This window comes from Amycolatopsis iheyensis, assembly GCF_024703995.1.
Taxonomy (GTDB): domain Bacteria; phylum Actinomycetota; class Actinomycetes; order Mycobacteriales; family Pseudonocardiaceae; genus Amycolatopsis; species Amycolatopsis iheyensis.
In genome coordinates, this window is record NZ_JAMXQV010000002.1 from 363708 (window position 1) to 379960 (window position 16253).

At 72.4% G+C, this 16253-nt stretch carries 16 protein-coding genes; 4 read left to right on the top strand and 12 right to left on the bottom strand.

Features of this window, described 5'->3' with window-relative positions; all coding sequences use genetic code 11:
• Positions 1–57: 57 nt before the first annotated feature.
• The 3 genes from M8542_RS05430 to M8542_RS05440 are packed head-to-tail and all read right to left on the bottom strand — an operon-like array spanning position 58 to position 2677.
• Entirely contained in the window at positions 58–1137 is a 1080-nt protein-coding gene (locus M8542_RS05430) for a GDSL-type esterase/lipase family protein (protein ID WP_257918874.1), read from the bottom strand.
• Positions 1138–1168: 31 nt separating this feature from the next.
• Positions 1169–1984 carry an SCO4651 family lipoprotein gene (locus M8542_RS05435; RefSeq protein WP_257918875.1) on the bottom strand — a complete coding sequence of 272 codons (816 nt, stop codon included), beginning with the start codon at positions 1982–1984 and terminating at the stop codon, positions 1169–1171.
• Positions 1985–2029: 45 nt separating this feature from the next.
• Entirely contained in the window at positions 2030–2677 is a 648-nt protein-coding gene (locus tag M8542_RS05440; protein WP_257918876.1) for a TetR/AcrR family transcriptional regulator, read from the bottom strand.
• Between the two features lie 62 nt (positions 2678–2739).
• Here M8542_RS05440 and M8542_RS05445 point away from each other — a divergent pair, with 62 nt between their 5' ends.
• On the top strand, positions 2740–3369 hold the full coding sequence (locus M8542_RS05445) for an FMN-dependent NADH-azoreductase (RefSeq protein ID WP_257918877.1): 630 nt from the start codon (positions 2740–2742) through the stop codon (positions 3367–3369).
• Between the two features lie 169 nt (positions 3370–3538).
• Here M8542_RS05445 and M8542_RS05450 read toward each other — a convergent pair whose 3' ends face one another.
• Entirely contained in the window at positions 3539–4441 is a 903-nt protein-coding gene (locus M8542_RS05450) for a LysR family transcriptional regulator (protein WP_257918878.1), read from the bottom strand.
• Between the two features lie 97 nt (positions 4442–4538).
• Here M8542_RS05450 and M8542_RS05455 point away from each other — a divergent pair, with 97 nt between their 5' ends.
• Positions 4539–5366 (top strand): oxidoreductase, encoded by an 828-nt coding sequence (locus M8542_RS05455; RefSeq protein WP_257918879.1) that lies wholly within the window; start codon positions 4539–4541, stop codon positions 5364–5366.
• On the opposite strand, the gene M8542_RS05460 is transcribed toward M8542_RS05455, so the two are convergent.
• The 4 genes from M8542_RS05460 to M8542_RS05475 form a co-directional block, all read right to left on the bottom strand.
• Positions 5363–5704 carry a VOC family protein gene (locus tag M8542_RS05460; protein WP_257918880.1) on the bottom strand — a complete coding sequence of 114 codons (342 nt, stop codon included), beginning with the start codon at positions 5702–5704 and terminating at the stop codon, positions 5363–5365. The two genes, M8542_RS05455 and M8542_RS05460, sit on opposite strands and share 4 nt — an antisense overlap.
• Positions 5705–5786: 82 nt before the next feature.
• Positions 5787–6461, bottom strand: coding sequence for an ABC transporter ATP-binding protein (locus M8542_RS05465; protein ID WP_257918881.1), 675 nt, complete (start codon positions 6459–6461; stop codon positions 5787–5789).
• Positions 6458–7150: an ABC transporter ATP-binding protein gene (locus M8542_RS05470; RefSeq protein ID WP_257918882.1), complete on the bottom strand. Its 693-nt coding sequence runs from the start codon at positions 7148–7150 to the stop codon at positions 6458–6460. Before M8542_RS05470 ends, M8542_RS05465 begins: the two co-directional genes overlap by 4 nt.
• Positions 7143–9728 (bottom strand): FtsX-like permease family protein, encoded by a 2586-nt coding sequence (locus tag M8542_RS05475; protein ID WP_257918883.1) that lies wholly within the window; start codon positions 9726–9728, stop codon positions 7143–7145. Before M8542_RS05475 ends, M8542_RS05470 begins: the two co-directional genes overlap by 8 nt.
• Before the next feature lie 286 nt (positions 9729–10014).
• On the opposite strand from M8542_RS05475, the gene M8542_RS05480 reads away from it, so the two are divergent.
• Together M8542_RS05480 and M8542_RS05485 are read left to right on the top strand one after the other, a co-directional pair.
• Positions 10015–11730: a glycosyl hydrolase family 18 protein gene (locus M8542_RS05480; protein WP_257918884.1), complete on the top strand. Its 1716-nt coding sequence runs from the start codon at positions 10015–10017 to the stop codon at positions 11728–11730.
• A 113-nt stretch (positions 11731–11843) separates the two neighbouring features.
• Positions 11844–12392 carry a carboxymuconolactone decarboxylase family protein gene (locus tag M8542_RS05485; protein WP_257918885.1) on the top strand — a complete coding sequence of 183 codons (549 nt, stop codon included), beginning with the start codon at positions 11844–11846 and terminating at the stop codon, positions 12390–12392.
• A 16-nt stretch (positions 12393–12408) separates the two neighbouring features.
• On the opposite strand, the gene M8542_RS50270 is transcribed toward M8542_RS05485, so the two are convergent.
• From M8542_RS50270 to M8542_RS05505, 4 genes are read right to left on the bottom strand one after another with little or no spacing between them, the layout of a single operon-like run.
• The gene (locus M8542_RS50270) at positions 12409–13383 is read right to left on the bottom strand and encodes a quinone oxidoreductase family protein (RefSeq protein WP_257918886.1); all 975 of its coding nucleotides are present in this window, start codon (positions 13381–13383) and stop codon (positions 12409–12411) included.
• A gap of 6 nt (positions 13384–13389) precedes the next feature.
• Positions 13390–14250: a dioxygenase family protein gene (locus tag M8542_RS05495; protein WP_257918887.1), complete on the bottom strand. Its 861-nt coding sequence runs from the start codon at positions 14248–14250 to the stop codon at positions 13390–13392.
• Between the two features lie 11 nt (positions 14251–14261).
• The gene (locus M8542_RS05500; RefSeq protein WP_257918888.1) at positions 14262–15056 is read right to left on the bottom strand and encodes a citryl-CoA lyase; all 795 of its coding nucleotides are present in this window, start codon (positions 15054–15056) and stop codon (positions 14262–14264) included.
• Positions 15053–16210, bottom strand: coding sequence for a CaiB/BaiF CoA transferase family protein (locus M8542_RS05505; RefSeq protein ID WP_257918889.1), 1158 nt, complete (start codon positions 16208–16210; stop codon positions 15053–15055). The genes M8542_RS05500 and M8542_RS05505 overlap by 4 nt, the downstream gene beginning before the upstream one ends.
• Positions 16211–16253: the final 43 nt, after the last annotated feature.

The following is a 16253-nucleotide window of genomic DNA, read 5'->3' on the forward strand; positions in this document are numbered from 1 at the left end:
GATGGTGTAAAAACACCAGTCCCACAAGCAAAACTTCCGCTTCAGAGGAGCGGAGGTTCAGCGGGCCACGACCTCCGGGGCCGCGTGCAGCTTCCCGTCGGCGCCCGCGAGGCAGGACGCGTTGCCGTCCTGGGCCGCGATGAACTCCGTCAGGCAGTTGGCGATGGCCGCGTGGCCGGCCGCGTTGGGGTGGAACGACTCCTGCAGCGCGTGGCCCGCCCGGTCGGCCTGGCCGAGGTCCGCCAGCTGCAGGGTGAGGCGGGTGAACCACTCCGTCGCCGGGTTCGCGCCGCCGCTGCACGCCTCGTGCTTCACACCGGCCTTGGCGAGGTCCAGGAACCGGGCGCCGGTCTCCCGGGCGGCCGTCTTCAGGCCGCCCGAGAGGATGCCGATGCCGGTCTGGGAGATCCACCGCAGGTCTTCGACGCGGAACGGGCAGCCGTTGAGGCTGCGCAGGTCTTCGGGTAGGTCCGGGCCGATGGGCGCGGCGTAGGACTGCAGGATCAGCTGGTAGTCCGCGGGCACGTACCCGGCCTGGGCGAGGACTTTCTTGACGTCCAAGACGGCCTTGGCGACCTTCGGCACCATCGCGTCCACTTTGGACTGCCAGGACTGCTTCAGCGCGGTGCTGCACGGCGGGCCGCCCGGGTTGAACCAGGCTTTGAAGCAGTCGGTGACCTGGTTGGAGAACTTGGGTTCGTCGTTGGCGCCGACGGCGATCACGACGGCGGCGACGCGGTGGTCCTTGACGAGTGCGGCGAGCTGTTGGGCCTGGGAGCCTTCGGTCCACTGCTTGACGTCTCCGAGGGCGACCTGTTCGGCGGGTGCGCCGGAGCAGGCGAGGTTGACGTGGGCGGTGATGCCGGGGGTGGCGATCTTGTCGACGAAGGCGTTGGGGGAGCGGTGGCACCAGTTGCCGCCCTGGCCGTTGGTGGTGGCGGTGTACTGGCCGGCGCCTTCGCCGGAGACGGTGCTGTCGCCCATCGCGACGACGGTGAGGGGGCCGGTGCCGGGTGGGCCTTGCCGGGGTTGGGGGCGGCCGGTCCGGCTTTCGGAGCCGAAGAAGACGAAGAAGCCGACCAGCAGGGCCACGCACGTGAGGACCAGTGCTCCCCAGTACCACCGAAGACGTCGCATCGCCGTCGATTCTACGGATGGGGTGCTCGGGTCAGGCGCCGATCTTCTTGATCAGCTCCGAGAGGTCCGCCACTTGGTCGGCGGGTGGTGCGGTGATTTCGACGGGGTCGCCCCAGTCGCGGTAGTCGGTGGTGCCCTTGACGGCCGCGTCGGCGGCCGCGGGTGGGAAGCCGGGGCTGAGGTCGATGGTGAAGCGCGCGGGGCGGTCGGCGGTGTCGAGCCAGAGTTCGGCGGGGAGCTTGGCGGTGACGGGTGGGGCGGGTTTGCCGTCGACGGGTGGCTGGGCGAACTCGGGGAAGAGGTCGGGTGCCCGGGCGGCGTCGATTTCGAGGCGGTAGTGGTTGGCGGGCTGGTCGCGCAGGGTGGTCTGGTTGGCGGAGACGATGCGGCCGGCTCGGTCGATTTCGGTGAGGGCGCGGCCGAGGTCGGGTAGTTCGGCGAGCAGGGGCACGGCAGCGGCGGCCATCTGGGCGTAGATGTCGGGGTTGTCGGGGTCGGTGCCGAGCCAGGGTTTGCCGGGGATCGCGGCTTGGCGGGGGTGGGTGTAGGTCTTCTTGCCGAGGACGCGGATTTCGGTGCCGTCGAAGGTCATCGTGAGGTTGCAGGTCTGGCCGTCGAAGCTGAGTGCGCCGGTGGAGCTCTTGCCGGTGGTGCCGAGGCTCGCGTCGATGGTGAAGGTGGCCGATGGTGCTTGGGCGATCGCGGTGCGGATGGCGGCGACGAGCTGTGCGGTGTCGGTCGCGGGGGCGGTGAGGGTCGGGCTGGGTGGGGGTGTGGGGCCGGGTGCGGGATCGCACGCGGTCAGCAGCAGGGCGGCCAGTGCGATGGTCGGTGCGGCTCTGCGCATGCGTCCCCTTCGGTGTCGGGTCCGGGGGACGGTAGCGGGCGGAGGTCACGTTCCGGGTGTGGTGTCCAGCCAGGTGCGCAGGAGGGCGACGAGGGACTTGGTGAGGGCGGTGGGGGCGAGTTCGCGGTCGTGGAGCCAGTGGCGGACCTGGTCGGCGGAGAGGGCGGCGAGCAGGACGTCGGCGGCGATTTCGGGGTCGGGTGCGCCGCCGGTTTCGAGCAGGTGGTGGCAGTGGCGTCGCCAGAGCGTGTGGGCGCCGGTGCGGAAGCGGGCGCCGGTGGTGGCGGTTTCGGAGAGCAGGACGAGGTCGAGGTGGTGGGTGAGGAAGGTGAGGTAGGCCTCGGTGAAGGCGGCGAGGCGGTCGGCGGGGGGTGCGCCGGGGCCCAGGGGTGGGGGTCCGGTGAGGAGGCGGTCCTGGAGTTCGCGTTCGCGTTCGTCGAGCAGGGCCATGGCGAGGCCGCCTTTGTCGCCGAAGCGGCGGTAGAGGGTGCCTTTGCCGACGCCGGCGGCGGCCGCGACGTCGTCCATGGTGACGGCGTCGACGCCGTGTTCGGTGAAGAGGGTTTCGGCGGCGGTGAGGGCGCGGAGGCGGTTGCGGGCGGCGTCGGCGCGTTCGCGGACGGGGGCGCCGAGGAGGGGGAGTTCGGTCGGCGTTGACGAAGCGGACTTGGGTCCGCTACGGTTCGAGGACATAAGCGGACTCTAGTCCGATTCTTGGTCCGGCGGAAGCCGACACCCTCTCGAGGAGCCTCGAAATGCCTGATCTGCTGCACATTTCCGCGTCGCCGCGCGGCACGGACTCCCAGTCGCTGCGCCTGGCAGCTACTTTCCTGGACACCTACCGCACCATCCACCCCGGCGCGGAGGTCGAGGAATGGGACCTCTGGGACGGCACGCTGCCGGCGTTCGGGCCGGCCGCGGCGCGGGCCAAGATGACCGTCTTCGGCGGCGGCACCCCGCAGGGCGAGGAAGCGGCGGCGTGGCAGGCCGCGCGCGACACCTTCGCCCGGTTCGACGCCGCGGACCGGGTGCTGTTCAGCGTCCCGATGTGGAACACCGGCGTGCCCTACATCCTCAAGCAGTTCATCGATGTCGTGTCCCAGCCCGGCCTGGTCTTCGGTGTCGACGCGGTGTCCGGGTACGAGGGCCTGCTCGCCGGTCGCGGCAAGCGCGCGGCCGTCGTGTACACGAGCGCGGTGTGGGGGCCGGGCCTCGGGCCGGAGTTCGGCACGGACTTCCAGGCGCCGTTCTTCACCGGGTGGCTGAACTGGACCGGCATCGACGACGTCACCGAGGTCCGCTTCCACCCGACGCTGACCGGGGACGCCGAGGAGCTGTCGCGGATCGCGCACGAGGCGGCTCGCGACGCGGCGAAGTCGTTCTAGCTGTATTGACCCGTGAGGTCGGGGACGCGGCTGGTGGGTGGTTTGCCGCGTGGTCGCGGTAGCGGGTGGCGGTGGTGACCGAGACCTGGAATCGGTCCGCGGCTCGCCGCCACGGCCACCCTTCGTCGAAACGTGTCGCGCTCCGTAGCAAACTTCGTGGTCAATACCTCTAGCCGGCTTCGGTGAGGTCGGTGGTGGCCGCGAGCCCGACGGCGAGGTCCACGAGTGCCGGCACGGCGGGGTTGTCGTTGCCCGGCAACCAGACCAGCTCGGTGCGGGCGACGTCGTGCTCGAGCGGGACGAACGCCACGCCGGTGCGTCGCAGGCTGTGGGACGAGCGGGTCAGGCGGGTGATGCCGACGCCGGCGGCGACGAGGCCGAGCAGTCCCTGCACGGTCGCGGCGCGTTGCACGACGTGCGGGGTGAAGCCGGCTGCGGCGAAGTCGGCGTCGTAGCTGCGGTGCCAGGGTTCCCAGCTGGTGCGCGGGGTGAGCACCCAGGGTTCGCCGGCCAGGTCGGCGAGGGTGAGCGAGGCGCGGGTGGCCAGGGGGTGCCCGGTGGGGAACACGGCGCAGACCTCTTCGGTGAGCAAGGTCCGTGACGTCAGGCCGTCGACCAGGGGTGGCCGGGTGAAGGCCAGGTCGAACCGGCCTTCGCGCAGGCCGTCGACGAGTTCGGCGATCGAGGCTTCGGCGGTGCTCACCTCGAGGTCGGGCAGCTGCTCGCGGACCGCGCGGACGACCGGTGGAAGCAGGTAGTTCGCCGTCGTGGTGAGGAACGCGAGGCGGACGCGGCCGATTTCGCCGCGCACGGCCCGGCCCACCGTGGCGACGGCCGCTTCGGCGCGGGCCAGGACCGCGCGGGCTTCGGGGAGGAACAGCTCGCCCACGGCGGTGAGACGGGCGCCGCGGGCGTCGCGGTCGAACAACCGTGCGCCGAGGGTGCGTTCGAGCACGGTGATCTGCTGGGAGAGGGACTGCTGGGCGATGTGCAGTCCGGCGGCGGCGCGGGTGAGGCTGGTTTCGTCGGCGACGGCGACGAAGTAGCGCAGCTGCCTCAGCTCGGGGGTCACAGGCTCCGACTGTAGCCCTGGGAGGAGATCGGTGTTGGCGGGCCGGTGGTGATCATCTGCAGGATAGGGGCAGGAAACCACTGGGAGGAACCCGAAGATGAGCAGGGTCTGGTTGATCACCGGCTGTTCTTCCGGCTTCGGCCGGGAGATCGCACTCGCGGCGCTGGCCGCGGGTGACCGGGTGCTGGCCACCGCGCGGCGGCCGGAAGCCTTGGCGGAGCTTCAGGAACGCGGCGGGGACCGGGTCCGCGTCGCGGCGCTGGACGTCACCGACGCCGGGCAGGTCGACGCGGCGGTGAAGAGCGCGCTCGAGGAGTTCGGGCGGATCGACGTCGTGGTCAACAACGCCGGCAACGGCTCGGTCGGCGCGGTCGAGGAGCTGACCATGGACGAGCTGCGGGCGCTGATGGAGGTGATGTTCTTCGGCGCGGTCGCGGTGACGAAGGCGGTGTTGCCGCACCTGCGGGCCCAGGGCAGCGGCACGGTGGTGCAGATCAGCTCGATGGGCGGGCAGCTGTCGCCGCCCGGGTACGGGGCCTACTGCGCGACGAAGTACGCGCTGGAAGGGATTTCCGAGGCGCTGGCGGCGGAGGTCGCGCCGTTCGGGGTGCGGGTGCTGATCGTCGAGCCGGGCGCGTTCCGGACGGAGTTCGGTGGTGGCCGCATGCACCGCTCCCGCACGATCGACGCCTACGCCGCGTCGACGTCGGGCACCCGGGACGCGGTCGAGGCGATGGACGGCACCCAGCCGGGCGATCCGGCGAAGGCGGCCGCGGCGATCGTGCGGGCCGTCGGCAGCGCGGACGCGCCGCTGCACCTCGCGCTGGGCGCGGACGCGGTGGAGGCGATCCGGGCCCAGCACGAGTCCCTGGCCGCCGACCTGGCGGCGTGGGAGGACATCAGCCGTGCGACGGCGCTGGGTTAGGCGGGGTCCTGCAGCAGGCCGAGGACGTTGCCGTCGGCGTCGGTGAAGGTCGCGACCAGGCGCCCGTTGCCGACGTCCTTCGGCTCGTCGGCGACCTTCGCCCCGGCGGCGGTCACCTCGGCGAGCTTCGCCTGGATGTCGGCGACCTCCCAGTAGGCGATCGGCGAGGTCATGCCGGAGTTCGGCACCAGCCCGATGTGCTGGCCCCCGGCGTCGTAGCCGACGTAGTAGGGCGAGTCGGCCTGGGGTTCGATGCCGAGCAGGGCGGTGTAGACGGCCTTGGCGGCGGCCAGGTCGGCGACGGGGTGCAGGACGGTCTTGATCCCCTGGGTGCTCATCGGTGCTCCTGAAGTCGGTGGTGCGGTACGCCGTTGACGGTATTCGCGGCGCGCTGACCAGCGCTTCTCGATTCCTGATCGGTTAGTCGAGCAGGGCGGTGAGCACGCCGTCCAGCAGCCGGACGCGGCGGTCGGCGATGCGGTGGACCTCGTCGTCGTGGGTTGCGACGATCACCGCGGCTCCTTCCTCCGCGCAGCGGCGCAGCAGCCGCAGCACGCGGGGTGTGCTGCCCGCGTCCAGGTGTGCCGTCGGCTCGTCGGTGAGCAGCACCCGGGGGCGGCAGGCGACCGCGCGGGCCAGCGCGACCCGTTGCTGCTGGCCGAAGGACACCTCCAGGGGGTAGCGGTCGCCGAGATCGCCGATGCCGAGTTCGTCCAGCAGGCCGGTGACGCGGTCGGCGATCTCGGTGCGGGACGGGCGTGGGACGTCGGAGCGCAGCCGCAGCGGGAGGGCGACGTTCTCGGCGATCGTCAGCTCGTTGGCGAGCCCGAGGGCCTGGGGCAGCACGGCGCAGGTGTGCCACGGCGGCGCGCCGCTGATCGGGACGCCGTCGAGCAGGACGCAGCCGGAGTCGGGGGAGTCGAACCCGCACAGTAGCGCCAGCAGAGCGCTCTTGCCCGAGCCCGAGCGGCCGGACACGGTGACGAGCTCGCCGGCGCCGACACGCAGCTCGAGCCCGCGCAGCACTTCGATGTCGCCGCTGGGGTGGGCGAAGCTGCGGCGCAGGCCGACGGCTTCCACGAGCGACTCGGTCATGGGCGCGGCTCCCGTTCTTCGATGCCTTCGAGGGTGCCCTTGTGCAGCCGGGCCACGCGCGCGCCGAGGTCGATGAGGCGGTCGTCGTGGGAGGCGACCAGGACCGCGAAGTCCTGGTCGACCAGGTACCGCAACGTGTCGAGCACGAGGTCGGCGGAGGCTTCGTCCAATTGGGACGTCGGTTCGTCGGCGAGGATCACCGTGGAGCGGGCGGCGAGGACGCAGCCGAACGCGAGGCGCTGCTGCTGGCCGCCCGAAAGCGCGGAGATCTTCCAGTCGCCGGTGCCGTGCAGGCCCAGCTGGCCGAGGATGTCCTCGGCGTTGCAGTCGGTTCCCGCGGCTTCGGCGGCGGCGCGGAGGTTTTCGGCCACCGACAGGTACCCGAGCAGGTTGTCGGCCGGGTTCTGGAACACCAGCCCCAGGTGGTGGCGGCGCAGCGCGCGTCGTTCGCGGTGCTTGAGCTTGCGGACGTCGGCGCCCTGGAAGGTCAGGGTGCCGCGGGCGGGCTGTTCGAACAGGCCGAGCACGCGCAGCAGCGTCGACTTGCCGGAGCCGGACGGCCCGGCGAGCACGGTCATGCCGCGGGCGGGCACGTCGATGCTGACGTCGTCGACGCCGGTGACGACTCCGGCCGGGGTCTGGTAGTCGACGCCGATGCCGCGCAGGGTGAAGATCGGTTTCTCAGGCACGGATCAGCTCCGCGGTCCGGGCGGTGCGCACCGAGCGCACCGCGATCCAGCCGGCCAGGCCCACCACGAGCACGCCGATGGCCAGCACGGTCAGCACGAACGGCAGCGGGTCGGGCAGTTCCGAGCGGGGCGCGAGGAACGTCGCCGGGTCGAACCGCGGCACCGACAGGCCCGCGACCGACAGCCCGCAGACCACGCCGACCACGATCGCCAAGCCGCTGAGCGCGCCCAGCTCCATGAGGTGGCTGGCCAGCAGCGTCCGCGGCCGCATGCCCATGCGCAGCACCAGCGCGCCGGCGAGGGCGTTCTGCCGCCGCCGGACTTCGACCGCGACGAGCAGAGCGAGGATCGCGACGACGCCGAGGACCGCGCCGAGCAGCGCCACGAAGGAGAACGTCCACGACACGACGAAGAAGGGCAGGCCGTCGAGGGCGGTTTCGCGGCTGACGCGGTTCGGGATGAACACGCCGGCGTTGCGCAGTGCGGTGGTCGCCTCGGCCATCGGTGCGGTGGTCAGCACGCTCCACTTGGGAATCCGGTCGAGCTGGGCGTGGGTGAGCGCGGTGCGGGAGACGACGTAGCCGGGTGAGGTGCCGATCATCGGGAACACCGAGACGTCGCCGACGACGTCGGCGTCACGCAGCCCGCCGGGCAGCTGAGTGGTCTGCTTGGCGGTGTGCCCGACGCGGATCACCGGGGTGCCGCGCGGGTCGGGCTGGGCGATCTTGCTCAGCAGGGCGTCGACGTCGCCGGTCGGGACGTGGTCGACCGCGGCGGCCGTGGCGAAGGTGGCCGGGTCGATCACGAGGACGACGCTGCCGGTGCCGGTCAGCTCACCCACGACGGTGCTGTTCCCGGCCAGTGCCGTGGGCATCGCGACGGTGCCCATGCCGATCGGGCTGTCGGTGTCGAGGCGGGCGTTGCTGCCGACGAAGATGGCCGACTTCGTGTCGAGGGCTTCTTCCTGGCCGCGGGCGATGCCGATGCCGGTGGCCAGCGTGCCGATCGCGAGGGTGCCGATGACGAGCACCCCGGTGACCGGGGCGCGGGCGCCGGCCAGCCGCCGGATCGCCAGCTGCAGGGCGGGGCGTGACCAGAAGCGGGCGCGGTGGGAGGCGTGCAGGGCGAGCCAGGCCAGCCGCGCGGTGAGCAGGCCGACGGTGAGCACGACGAACACCGGGTAGGTCAGGGCGAGCGGGTCGACCTGGGGTAATGGATTTCCGAGGCGGGAGCCGGTGCTGTAGTGGGCCAGGCGGGTCCAGCCGAGCCAGGCCATCCCCGCGGTGGCCAGCTCCCACGGGAAGTACGCGAGCAGCCGGACCCGGTTGCCCTTGCGCCGCACGCGGCCCAGTTCGAACTCGCGGTGCGCGCGGACCGCGACGACCAGCGCCAGCAGTCCCAGCGACACCAGCAGCACCGCGGCCGCGACGATCCCGGCCCGCAGTTCGGCCGCGGGGTCGGGGGCGCCGGGTGGGCCGTAGACCCCCAGCAGCAGCCGGGCCGCGGCGGCGCCGGCCACGCCGCCGAAGAGGATCGGCAGGCCCAGTTCGGCCACGGCGAGGCCGCCGAGTGCGCCCGGGCCGCTGCCGCGGGCCGAAAGCAGCCGCAGCTGCGCGTACCGGCGCTGGTACCACTGCAGGGCGACGGTGCCGAGGCCGGCGCAGCCGACCAGGACGCTGATCAGCGCCAGCGGCAGGATCGAGACGAACACGTTGTTCTCGGCCTGGTGGGCGATCTGCACCGAGCGCTCGAAGGTCGGGACGTCGGCGGCGACGAGGTTGCCGAGGCCCTGGGCGGTCAGGTCGGCGCGGACGTCGGCGACGAGGTCGTGGGAGCGCTGCAGCAGGTCGTCGGCCGCGCTGAGGGTCGTCGGCGCGGGCTCGTAGAACGAGATGTGGAAGTACTGCATTCTCGGCAGCCCGATGGCCTTGATCGCGTCGTCGAAGGTCTTCTGGTCGGTGGCGAAGACGATCGAGTCGATCGGGTCGTTGGCGAGGCGGTCCACGACCGCGCCGGACTGCTGCGAGCACCAGAACCGCGGCGGCGGGTCGAGCAGGTCGTGGTAGACGCCGGTGACCGTGCCGGGCAGGGCGACGCCCTGGATGCTCGGGTGCGTGCCGAGCTTGACGTGTTCGCCGTCGGCCAGGACGTTGCCCAGCCACCAGCCCGGCGCGCGGGTGCCCTGCTCCAGCGCCAGGTTGTCCAGGCCCACCTGGTCACGGGAGGCGAGCCGGACCTTGTAGCCCGGGCCGCCGTCGAACTTGGCGCCCAGGAACACGTTCGTGTACTGGCCGACGACGGGCGTGCCGAAGCCGTGCGCCGGCGCGTGGCGCCGGACGGCCTGGGTGAGTGCCGGGATGTCCTGGACCGGGATGTTGCCCTTGCCGAAGACCGGGCCGTAGCTGTCCGGGCAGGTGATCCCGCTCTGGTACGCCACCGTCGCGCCGCCGGCGGCCGAGGCCTGCAGGACCGCGGCGGTTCCGAGGAAACAGGCGAGCAGGGCGGTCACGGCCGCGACGATCAAGGTCAGCGGGCTGGATAGGGCGGCCTTCGGGGCCGCCCGCCACGGCTTGGTCACTCTGCGTTGTCCAATCTTCCCCCACATCACCCGCATGGACGCGCACGCTACCGGCAGACCCCAGTATGCGGCACGGGTTGGTGACGATCGTTGCTCACCCGCAGTATCCGGCGGCCCGCGCGCGGGGCGAGCAACCGCTGCGGCCATCCGGCCGGTTTAGTGGTCTAGACCTTGACGCATGGATTGGTCTGATCCAATCCTGAAGTCGTTCTCGCCGTGCACCGCCGCGGCACGGCCACCCGCCGGCACTGGAGCGCAAATGCGTCGACGCAGACCTTTCTCCCGATTGTCCGTTTTACTGGCCCTGACCGCGGTTTCCGCCGGAACCGCGGTCGCCGCGGCCGGCCCCGCCGCGGCCGCCACCCCGCTGCCCACCCACGTCTTCGCGCCCTACTTCGAAGCGTGGACCGGCGAAAGCCCGGCCGCGCTGGCCCAGCAGTCGGGCGCGAAACACCTGACGATGGCGTTCATCCAGGCCGCCACCAAGGGTTCCTGCACCGTCTACTGGAACGGTGACACCGGGATGCCGATCTCCAACGGCGTCTTCGGCTCAGACATCGCCACCATCCGCTCCCGCGGCGGCGACGTCATCCCCTCCTTCGGTGGCTACACCGCCGACAACACCGGCACCGAAATAGCCGACAGCTGCACCAATGTGGACTCCATCGCCGCGGCCTACGAAGCGGTGATCACCACCTACGACGTCCCCCGCCTCGACATGGACATCGAGGACAACTCACTCACCAACTCCGCCGGGATCGACCGCCGCAACAAGGCCATCAAGAAGGTCCAGGACTGGGCCGCGGCGTCCGGGCGGTCGCTGCAGATCTCCTACACCCTGCCCACCACCACCCACGGTCTCGCCGACAGCGGCCTCGCCGTCCTGCGCAATGCCGTCACCAACGGCGCCCGCGTCGACGTCGCCAACCTCATGACCTTCGACTACTACGACAACGCCGCCCACCAGATGGCCACCGACACCCAGACCGCCGCCACCGGCCTGGTCGGCCAGCTCGGCGCGCTCTACCCGGGCAAGACCCAGGCCCAGCTGTGGGCGATGGTCGGGGTCACCGAGATGATCGGCGTCGACGACTTCGGCCCCGCCGAAACCTTCACGACGTCCGACGCCGCCACCGTCTACAACTGGGCGGTCGCCAAGGGCATCAACGAAATCTCGTTCTGGGCCCTGCAACGCGACAACGGCAGCTGCCCCGGTGGGGCCGCCGCGGACAACTGCTCCGGCATCGCGCAGGACACCTGGTTCTTCAGCCACGCCTTCGAGCCGTTCACCGGCGGCACCAGCGTGCCCGGCAACGACTTCTCCCTCGCCGCGAACCCGTCCTCGGCCGCCCTCGACCCGGGCGGCTCGACCACCGCGACCCTCAGCACCGCCGTCACCTCCGGCTCGGCCCAGCAGGTGACCCTCTCGGTCACCGGCGCGCCCGCCGGCGTCACCGCGTCGGCCAGCCCGGGCACGGTCACCGCGGGCGGCACCGCGACCCTCTCGGTCAGCACGACGTCCGCGGCCGTCCCCGGCGTCTACCCGCTCACCGTGACCGGCGCCGCGGCCTCCGGCAGCCACAGCACCACCTTCACCCTCACCGTCAAGGGCACCCCGCCCGCGGGTGGCGTGGTCAACGGCGGCTTCGAAACCGGGGCGCTGAGTCCCTGGAGCGCCACCGGGGACGCGGTCGTCGCGTCGCCGGCGCACTCGGGCACGCACGCGCTGCAGGTCGTGCCGACGGCCTCGGCCACCCGTGAGGCGGCGCAGAACGTCACCCTCGCCCCGAACCACGCCTACACGCTCAAGGCGTGGGTGCAGGGCAACTACGCCTACCTCGGGGTCCGCGGCGGCGCCAGCGCCAGCACCTGGACCTCGAGCAGCGGCTGGACCCAGCTGTCGGTGCCGTTCACGACCGGGGCTTCCGGCGCGGTGACGGTGTACGTCCACGGCTGGTACGGCCAGAGCGCGCTCTACGCCGACGACTTCACCATCGGCTGATCGGTTACGACGGATGGCGGTGGCCCGGCTGCGCAACGTGGAGGTTGGCCGGGCCGCCGCGACCCGAAACACTCGCGGGGAGGATCTTTCGGTCGCCGCGCGAGGAGTCATCGATGCCGCACATCCCGCTGCACCCGGACCTGCCGGGCATCAGCGCCCTGTTCGACTACCGGCCCGAGACCGCCGTCCCGCTCGGACAGCTGGCCGAGGTGCTGCTGCGCGGCCCCAGCACCCTGACGGTCGGGGAACGCGAGCTGATCGCGGCGGTCGTGTCCAACGGAAACGAGTGCCGGTTCTGCACGGGCAGCCACGCCGCCACGGCGGCCGAGACCATCGAGGGCGGCCGCCCGGTCGTCGACGCGGCGTGTGCCGGGGTCGACGACGCGCCGGTGTCGGCGAAGGTCAAGGCCCTGCTGCGGATCGCGCTGGCGGTGCGCGAGAGCGGCCGCGCGGTCACCGACTCGCTCGTCGAGGCGGCCCGCGCGGACGGCGCGACGGACGTGGAGCTGCACGACACGGTGCTCATCGCGGCGGCGTTCTGCCTGTTCAACCGCTACGTCGACGGGTTGGGGACGGTGGCGCCGGAGGACCCGGCGGCGTACGTGGAGATCGGCAAACGGCTGGCGGCGGGCGGGTATGCGGGGATGGCGGGAGGGGAGTAGACCGCGTGGCCGCGGCTCAGGGCACCAGCACGATCCGGCCACCTGCCGACCCTTCGCCCTGCCGTGCCCACGCCGCGCCCGCCTCGGCCAGCGGGACGCGCTCGTAGTCGACCGTCAGCTCTCCCGCGATCGCGTGGCCCACCACCGTCAGCAGAGCCTCCCGGCGCTGGGCCGCGGCCAGCTCGTTGTTCGTGTAGCCGAGGATCCGCAACGACCGGCTGCGCAGCGTCGCCGAGTCCACCGGGCACACCTCGCCCGCCGAACTGCCCAGGTTCACCAGCCGGCCGCCCGGGCGCAACGTGCCCAGCGCCGCCGCGGCCGGGGCGCCGAACACCGGGTCCACGACCAGGTCCACCGGGTGGCCCGCCGCGTCCAGCAGGCGCTGGGTGAGCGTGTCGCCGTCCGGTTCGAGGCGGACCACCGCGTCCGCGCCCAGCCGGGCCGCCCGCTCCACCGCCGCCGCCGAACGGGCGCACGCGATCACGCGGCCGGCGCCGGCCAGCCGGGCCAGCTGCACCGCGGCCTGCCCGACCACCCCGCCCGCGCCCAGCACGAGCACCGTCTCGCCCGGCGCGAGCGTTCCTTTCCACGTCAACGACATCCACGCCGCCACCGCCGACAACCCCAGCGCCGCGACCAGTGTGTGGTCGGCGCGGGGCGGCAGGACCACCAGGTCGTCGGCGGCGACCGCCGCGTGCTCGGCCATGCTGCCGTCGCCCGGGAGCATGCCCGCGGTCGTGGCGAACCAGACCGGGGTGCCGGCCGGGCGGGTCGGCGTCGGCCGGGTCAGCACCCCGACGCCCTGGACGCCCGGCACGTACGGCGTCGCCGGCTCCCCGAAGTACGACGTGCCCGACGCGCACAGCAGGTCCAGCGGCGTGATCGGCGCCGCCGTGACGCTCACCGCGACCTCGCCGGGCCCCGGTTCGGGCTCAGGCCGGGCGGCCACCACCGGGACCTGCCCGGCCGCCCGGATCTCCGCCGCGCGCACCGCGGGTCACACGGGCTGCAGGACGAAGTCGTACCGCGCCTCGAGCCACGGCCCGGCCGACTCGCCGCCGTCGGGGGTCGGGCCCGGCTCGCGCGGCTCGAACGTCACCACCAGCTCCTGCTTGGTGCCGAACACGACGTCGCTGTCGAGGTACTGCGCGCCCTCCTGGAACAGGTGCGTGATCAGCGGCTCGTAGCCGGCCGCGTTGATCAGGAAGTGCACGTGCGCCGGCCGGAAGTGGGAGATGTCGGTGCCGCGGATCAGGTCGCCGACCGGGCCGTCCATCGGGATCGAGTAACCCTTCGGCGCGATCGTGCGCAGGCAGTAGGACCCGTCGGCGCGCGTCGCGTACTTCGCGCGCAGCCGGGCCTCGTCGATGTCGGCGATCTGCGACTCGTACGCGCCGTCCTCGTCGGCCTGCCAGACGTCGAGGATCGCCCCACCCACCGGCGAGCCGTCGAGACCGCGCACGGTGCCGGTGACGTAGAGCGGTGTGCCGGGCAGGCCGTCGGACATGTCGCCGCCGAACTCCAGCTCCGGCGAGCCGTCGATGTGGAACGGGCCCAGCACCGTGGCCGGGGTCGCCTTCGCGTCGAACGCGTGGTTCATCTGCACCACCAGCATGCTCAGGCCCAGCACGTCGGAGGCGAGGATGAACTCCTCGCGCTTGGCGTCGCTGATCTGCCCGGTGTCGGTGAGCCACCGCATCGCGGCCATCCACTCGGTCTCGCTGAGCCGCACCTCGCGGGCGAACGCGTGCAGGTGGCGCACGAGCGCGGCCATGACCTCCGCCGTGCGCGGGTCGTGCGCGCTCGACCAGCGCGCCGCGGCGAGCTCGGTGATGTTGTCCTCGGTGACCAGCTGCATCGGCGTTCCTCTCACGCTGGCGGGTCCGGCGGGACCGGCCGGTTGTTCAGGTCGACGGACAGGAAGATGTCGTTCGCGACCGGGTGCCGCAGCTCCTCGGCCAGCTGCCCGATCAACCCGGCCGTGCGGGCCAGCAACGCGAACCCGCGCAGCAGCTCCAGCGGCAGCCCGAGGTCGGCCAGCGCCGCCCCGCAGACCCCGGCGCCGTTGAGCGGCAACGTCTTGCCGAGCACCCGCGGGTGCACGCGGCCGATCGCGGCGAACAGCTCCAGGTGCGGGCCGCGCAGGCCTTCTTCGGCGGCGATCTCGAACAGCCGCCGGGTGCGCGGGTCGCCGTCCTTGTGCACGTGGTGCCCGAGCCCGGGGACGAACTTCCGCTCCGCGCGGCGGTTTTCGACGGTGGTGAGCGCGAGCGCGTCCCAGCCTTCGTCGTCGGTCGGCGGGGTGTCCACAGTGGTCAGGACGTCGTGCAGGAACCGGCCGCAGTCCTCGGTGACGCCCAGGAACCGCGACCCGCCACCCAGCAGCCCGGCCGCGAGCGCGCCCTGCACCGAGTCGGGGGCGGAGAGGTAGGTCAGCCGGGTGACGATCGCGGTCGGGGTGAACCCGTGGTCGGCCAGCGCGGCCAGCACCGCCTCGAACACCCGCGTCTCGCCCTTGCTCGGGCGGCGCTGGGTGGCCAGCCAGAACGCCAGCTCACCGAACCCGACCGTGCCCATCACGTCCTCGGCGAGGTCCTGGCCGAGCAGGGTGATCTTGTCCTTGGTGGACGATCCCAGCGCGGTTTCGTAGGCGTGGTCGGTCATGGCCCGTCCTCCGTCAGCCACGCGCGCAGCTGCGCGCCGTGTTCGTCGAGCTCCGGCGGCGGCAGCCGGTAGGTCGCGGGCGTCGCGGAGAACCGGATCGGGTGCCGTGTCGTGGGTACCGCCCGGTCGCCCTCGCCGACCTCGACGACCGGGTCGAGCCCGAAGCGTTCGGCCATCGCGAAACCGCCGTCGATGGTGTTGATCGGTCCACACGGGACACCGACCTCGGTCAGCGCGTCGAACCAGTCGACCGCGGTCCTGGTCTTGAGCCGCGCCACCAGGATCGGCCGCAGCTGCTCGCGGTTCTCCGTCCGGTCGGCGTTGCGGGCGAAGCGCGGGTCGGCCGGCACGTCCGGCAGGTCCAGCACCTCGCAGAGCCGGCGGAACTGCCCGTCGTTGGCCGCGGCGACGATCAGGTCGGCGTCCGCGGTGGGCAGCGGCTCGTAGGGGAAGACGCTCGGGTGCGCGTTGCCCATCCGGTAGGGGACCACACCGCCGGCGGCGTAGGCGGAGCTGTGGTTGACCAGGCCGGTCAGCGCCGAGGACAGGAGGTTGACCTCGACGTGCTGTCCTTCGCCGGTGGCGTCGCGGTGGCGCAGCGCGGCGAGGATGCCGATCACCGCGTGGTTGCCGGCCATCACGTCGAACACCGAGATCCCAGCCCGGTACGGCGGGCCTGCCGGGTCGCCGGTCAGGCTCATCAGCCCCGAGACGGCCTGCACCATCAGGTCGTAGCCCGGCACGTGCGCGCCCTCGCCGGAGCCGAACCCGCTGATCGAGGCGTACACCGTGGCGGGGTTGGCCTGGCGGACCGCGGCGAAGTCGAGGCCGTACTTGGCCAGGCCGCCGGGCTTGAAGTTCTCGATCACCACGTCGGCGCGGGTGGCCAGCTCGCGCGCGAGGGCGGCGTCGGTTTCGTCCCGCAGGTCGAGGGCGATGGAGCGCTTTCCGCGGTTGACGCCGAGGTAGTAGGTCGAGACGTCCCCGCGCACCGGCGGCATCCACGTGCGTGTCTCATCGCCCTGGGGTCCCTCGACCTTGACGACTTCGGCGCCCAGGTCGGCCAGCAGCATCGTGGCGTAGGGCCCGGCGAGCACCCGGGAGAAGTCCGCGACCAGCAGCCCGGACAACGGGCCGGCTGCGCTGTTGTCCACCCGGTTCCTCACTTCCTGTCCGTCTGACGGACGCTCGTCCGCA

Bases quoted from the DNA above. Each gene is read 5' to 3' on its own strand.
- M8542_RS05430 (WP_257918874.1), bottom strand. From the start codon at position 1,137: ATGCGACGTCTTCGGTGGTACTGGGGAGCACTGGTCCTCACGTGCGTG.
- M8542_RS05435 (WP_257918875.1), bottom strand. From the start codon at position 1,984: ATGCGCAGAGCCGCACCGACCATCGCACTGGCCGCCCTGCTGCTGACC.
- M8542_RS05440 (WP_257918876.1), bottom strand. From the start codon at position 2,677: ATGTCCTCGAACCGTAGCGGACCCAAGTCCGCTTCGTCAACGCCGACC.
- M8542_RS05445 (WP_257918877.1), top strand. From the start codon at position 2,740: ATGCCTGATCTGCTGCACATTTCCGCGTCGCCGCGCGGCACGGACTCC.
- M8542_RS05455 (WP_257918879.1), top strand. From the start codon at position 4,539: ATGAGCAGGGTCTGGTTGATCACCGGCTGTTCTTCCGGCTTCGGCCGG.
- M8542_RS05460 (WP_257918880.1), bottom strand. From the start codon at position 5,704: ATGAGCACCCAGGGGATCAAGACCGTCCTGCACCCCGTCGCCGACCTG.
- M8542_RS05465 (WP_257918881.1), bottom strand. From the start codon at position 6,461: ATGACCGAGTCGCTCGTGGAAGCCGTCGGCCTGCGCCGCAGCTTCGCC.
- M8542_RS05485 (WP_257918885.1), top strand. From the start codon at position 11,844: ATGCCGCACATCCCGCTGCACCCGGACCTGCCGGGCATCAGCGCCCTG.
- M8542_RS05495 (WP_257918887.1), bottom strand. From the start codon at position 14,250: ATGCAGCTGGTCACCGAGGACAACATCACCGAGCTCGCCGCGGCGCGC.
- M8542_RS05500 (WP_257918888.1), bottom strand. From the start codon at position 15,056: ATGACCGACCACGCCTACGAAACCGCGCTGGGATCGTCCACCAAGGAC.